The organism is Mesorhizobium sp. M2C.T.Ca.TU.002.02.1.1 (assembly GCF_003997225.1).
Genome location: NZ_RZTO01000515.1, coordinates 1 through 4,526 on the forward strand (window position 1 = coordinate 1; position 4,526 = coordinate 4,526).

At 64.4% G+C, this 4,526-nt stretch carries 4 protein-coding genes and 1 pseudogene; 2 read left to right on the top strand and 3 right to left on the bottom strand.

Annotated elements, in window-relative coordinates:
- Positions 1-1,735 (top strand): PhoX family phosphatase (locus EOD07_RS23725; RefSeq protein ID WP_164772467.1); only part of this gene is annotated, 1,735 nt, incomplete at its 5' end.
- 55 nt (positions 1,736-1,790) lie between these two features.
- On the opposite strand, the gene EOD07_RS23730 is transcribed toward EOD07_RS23725, so the two are convergent.
- Complete coding sequence (locus EOD07_RS23730) at positions 1,791-2,471, bottom strand: GNAT family N-acetyltransferase (protein WP_127237177.1); 681 nt, start codon at positions 2,469-2,471, stop codon at positions 1,791-1,793.
- On the bottom strand, positions 2,468-2,959 hold the full coding sequence (locus EOD07_RS23735; protein WP_127237178.1) for a MarR family transcriptional regulator: 492 nt from the start codon (positions 2,957-2,959) through the stop codon (positions 2,468-2,470). The genes EOD07_RS23730 and EOD07_RS23735 overlap by 4 nt, the downstream gene beginning before the upstream one ends.
- 233 nt (positions 2,960-3,192) lie before the next feature.
- Here EOD07_RS23735 and EOD07_RS23740 point away from each other — a divergent pair, with 233 nt between their 5' ends.
- Positions 3,193-4,230, top strand: a complete 1,038-nt coding sequence (locus EOD07_RS23740) for a phosphatidylglycerol lysyltransferase domain-containing protein (RefSeq protein ID WP_127237179.1) — start codon at positions 3,193-3,195, stop codon at positions 4,228-4,230.
- 169 nt (positions 4,231-4,399) lie between these two features.
- Here the strand turns inward: EOD07_RS23740 and EOD07_RS23745 are convergent.
- Positions 4,400-4,526: pseudogene (locus tag EOD07_RS23745) on the bottom strand (IS481 family transposase); the annotation flags it as partial.

A 4,526-nucleotide genomic window follows, 5' to 3' on the forward strand; every position in this document is an offset into this window, starting at 1 on the left:
GCACCATGTCGCGCCGGGCTACGATGCCGACGTGCTGCTGCGCTGGGGCGATCCGCTGTTTGCCGATTCACCCGAGTTCGATCCGCTGAAGCAGTCGGCTGAGGCCCAGGCCAGGCAGTTCGGCTACAACAACGACTATGTCGGCTATATCCCGATCGACGGCTCCGCCGAACATGGCCTGCTGGTCGTCAACCACGAATACACCAACCCGCATCTGATGTTCCCGGGCATCGTTTCGATCGTCGAGAAGGACGGCAAGAAGGCCGCCGAGGTAGCGCCGCTCTCGAAGGAGCAGGTCGATGTCGAGATGGCCGCGCATGGCGGCACCATCGTCGAGATCCGCAAGCAGGACGGCAAATGGCAGGTGGTGCGCGACGGCAAGCTCAACCGCCGCATCATGTCGACCACGGAGATGGCGCTCTCCGGCCCGGTTGCCGGTCACGACCGCGTCAAGACCAATGCCGATCCGTCCGGCGCCAAGGTCATCGGCACCGTCAACAATTGCGCCGGCGGCGTCACGCCCTGGGGCACCTATGTGATGGCCGAGGAAAACATCCACGGCTATTTCTCGGGCGAATTGCCCGAAGGCCACAAGGAAGCCGCCAACTACAAGCGCCTCGGCATCCCGGAGGGCGCCTATGAATGGGGCGCGCATTACGATCGCTTCAACCTCGCCAAGGAGCCGAACGAGCCGAACCGGTTCGGCTGGATCGTCGAGGTCGACGTCAACGATCCGGCTTCGGTGCCGAGGAAGCGCACCGCCATGGGCCGCTTCAAGCATGAGGGCGCGGAATCGATCGTCGCCAGGGACGGCCGCGTCGTCTTCTATCTCGGCGACGACGAGCGCTTCGACTATGTCTACAAATTCGTCACCGCCGGTAAGTTCAATGCCGACGACCGCGCGGCCAACATGAACCTGCTCGACGACGGCACGCTCCATGTGGCGAAATTCGCCGAGGACGGTTCGGTCGAATGGATGCCGATCGTGTTCGGGCAAGGCCCGCTGACGGCGAAGAACGGCTTTGCGTCCCAGGCCGACGTTCTCATCGAGACGCGGCGGGCCGCCGACCTGCTCGGCGCGACCAAGATGGACCGGCCGGAGGACATCCAGCCCAATGCCGGCAACGGCAAGGTCTATGTCATGCTGACCAACAATTCCAAGCGCAAGGCCGATCAGGTCGACGCCGCCAACCCGCGCGCCGAGAATGCCTTCGGCCACATCATCGAGATCGTCGAGGACGGCGGCGACTTCACTGCTGCCAAGGGCAAGTGGGAAGTGCTGTTGAAATGCGGCGATCCCTCGGTGGCCGATGTCGGCGCCACCTTCTCGACCGCGACCACCGCGCATGGCTGGTTCGGCATGCCGGACAATTGCGCTGTCGATTCCGCCGGGCGCCTGTGGGTCGCCACCGACGGCCAGGGCCCGAAGGCCACCGGCCGCACCGACGGCCTCTGGGCGGTGGACACCGAGGGTGCTGCGCGGGCGACGTCAAAGCTGTTCTTCCGCGTGCCGATCGGCGCCGAAATGTGCGGCCCGCTCTTCGCGCCGGACGACCAGACGGCTTTCGTCGCCGTGCAGCATCCGGGCGACGGCGGCGAGGACTGGGAAGGGTTCGGCCGCCCGTCCTATTACGAGGACCCGTCGACCCGCTGGCCGGACTTCAAGCCGGACATGCCGGTGCGGCCTTCGGTGGTTGCGATTACGAAGCAGGGCGGCGGCAAGATCGCGGTTTAAGCCTGCGGACAAGGACTTGGCGTCGGGGATTGGCGGAGCCCCCCGACGTCGCGTCTCATCCCGCCCGCTGAACCATCGCGATGTTCATCCCGCTGCGCAGCCGGAAGCCGATCGACTCGTAGAGCTTTATCGCCGCGGCATTGTTGGCAAAGGCGTGCAGATAAGGCACCTCGCCGCGCGCGATGATGCGGTTGGCCACAAACAGCGACAACAGCCGGGCGAGACCGCCGCCGCGAAAATCCGGATGCGAGCACACGCCGCTGAGTTCCGAATAGCCGGGCTGCTTCATGCGCTCGCCGGCCATCGCGGCCAGCCTGCCATCGATCTTCACGCCCCAGAAGTCGCCGAGGCTCAAGGCCTCCAGCGTGAACGGGCCTGGCTTGGTCAGCGAGGCGAGCGCAAGCATCTCGGCGGCGTCCTGCCGCGTCAGTTGCTCGATCCGACGGTCGGCGACCGTCCGCAAGCCTTGCCCGGCAATCATCTGCACGGCATCGGCGGTCATTGTCGCCACAAGCGCCGGCGGCAGGACAATGTTCTCGGCCTGGGCCAGGATGACGGTCTCGCCGGCGGAAACCAGCCTTCCGAGCGCGTGCAGGCTTTCCGGATCGTCCGTTGCCGTGGCGGCGAACGGGATGATCGACGGCCGGTATCGGCGCGCGAGATCGCCACCCTCCGCGAAAGTCCGCTGCCGCGTCGTAAGTGCGCTCCAGACAGGGCGGTCGAGAACATGTCTCACGGCGCGACCACCCTGGCGTTTTCGACGCGGCGATGAAGCGGCGTCGCCGCCAGCCGGTCCTCTATTGCCGCAAGCTGGCCGAGCAGCGGCCCGGAAAGATCGGCGCACAAATCCGCCACGGCCTTTTCGATGCCTGGCCAGATGTCGCGCTTCGCCTGGTCGACCAGCCGTCGGCCGTCGCGGCTCAGCGAGACGATCCTGCGCCGCTGGTCTTCTTCCGAGGGGTTGACCTCGACAAGCCCCAGCTCGGCAAGCAGCGCCACGCTGCGCGTCACGCCCGGTTGCGCGACACCCAAGGATTGCGCCAGCTCGCCGACCGGCAGCGGGCCCAGCCTGTCGAGCGCGGCGAGCAGCGGGTACTGGCTCGACTGGATGCGCATGTCCAGGCGGTCGAGCACGCGCTGCGTGTCGGCCTGCAATTGCTCGCCTATGCGCTTCATCCGGCTGCCGAGGCAGAGAAAGCCGAGGGATCGAAGAATGTCTTCCATGGTTGGCTCGTCATAAATCTATAACTTGATATATAACATTGCATGGAAATATCAAGCCGATCTTTTCGTATCCGTCGCGACAGCCGATGGGCGATAGCGGCGCTTTGCGACGTTTGCCCTTCATTCGCCGCCAATTGCACCCTATATCGCGCAGACGCGACGTGGCCGGCAGCGGTCGCCAGCGATTCGCGACCTGAGGGCGGCAGGTCATCACTTCTTGGCACGCGGAGCTCATGGCGCCCCTGCGCATCTATTTCGACAGGCTTCTCGACGCCGTGGCACCCAAGGTGCCGCGGCGCGAGTTGACGGATGACGAGCGCCTGGCGCTGGTGCGCCATTACGGCGATTTCTCGCTCGCCTATTCAACGGCCGTGCAACAGAAGCTGTCCTATTTCAGCGACGGCGACGGCTACATCGCCTTCGGCACCAAGATGAGCCGCCATTTCGCGCTGGGCGATCCGGTGGTCGATCCGGCGGATCGCGCGTTCTACATCAAGCGCTTCGTCGAAGCCGCCGGCGGACCATGGTTCGTCCAGATCGGCGCCGAGACGGCCAAGGTGCTCGCCGGCCTTGGTTACATGGTCAATCGCCTCGGCATCGACACCAGGCTACTTTTGCCGGCACATGATTTTTCCGGCAAGCGCAACGAGACCGTGCGCTATTCCGAACGCTGGCTGACGAAGAAGGGTTTTGTCATCGCCGAGGACAGAGGCGACGGACTGCAAGAGGAAATCATCCAGCTTTCCGCCGACTGGCGCAAGGAGCGCATCATCAAGCGCTGGGAGATGGGCTTCCTCAACCGCCGTTTTTCCGAAGAGCTCGGCGCCGACATGCGCCGCTTCCTCATGCACAGCCCTGAAGGCCGGCTTCTCGCCATCCTCGATTTCGACCCGCTGTTTCGCGACGGCAAGGTCATCGGCTACACCACATCCTTCAAGCGCAAGCAGGTCGACGCGACGCCGCATGCCGAGATCGGGCTGACCAAATTCGCCGTCGACCGTTTTCGCGAGGAAGGCATCTCCGAGGTGACGCTCGGCCTCTCGCCGCTGCTCGATATCGAGCCCAGCGGCTTTGCCGAATCGGGCTTCTGGCGCGGCGCCTTCCAGCGCGCCTACAACTCGCCCTGGGTCAACCGCTCGCGCTTCAACCTGCAGGGCCAGGCAGCCTTCAAACGCCGCTTCCACGGCGTCGAGGAGCCGACCTATATCGCCTTCCGCAAAGGGACCTTTGTCGAGATGCTCGGCCTGCTGCGCCTGCTGAAGGCGATCTGACGGGCTGGCGGGTTTCGCGATTGGCCGAAACCTCGCAGCCTCGTCATCCACGGGCGAAGCAAGGAGCGAAGCGACGCAGCGCGAGGATCCATTCCGTTACATCGGAACAATGCTAACGGTGCAGAATTCTGCTCCGCTGCGCCATTCGACCGAGGTCACGGCATGGATCCTAGGTGTTTAGTCCCGGCATTTGATGGACCGGGTCGACCCTGAAGTGTTCGGGCTCTTGTTTCCAGATTTTGCAGATGAACTCATAAGGCGTGAGGCCTTTGAGCGACTTGAGCCTGCGTGCGAAA

Excerpts from the sequence above, each read along its gene's own strand:
- EOD07_RS23735 (WP_127237178.1), bottom strand. The coding sequence starts at position 2,959 with ATGGAAGACATTCTTCGATCCCTCGGCTTTCTCTGCCTCGGCAGCCGG.
- EOD07_RS23740 (WP_127237179.1), top strand. The coding sequence starts at position 3,193 with ATGGCGCCCCTGCGCATCTATTTCGACAGGCTTCTCGACGCCGTGGCA.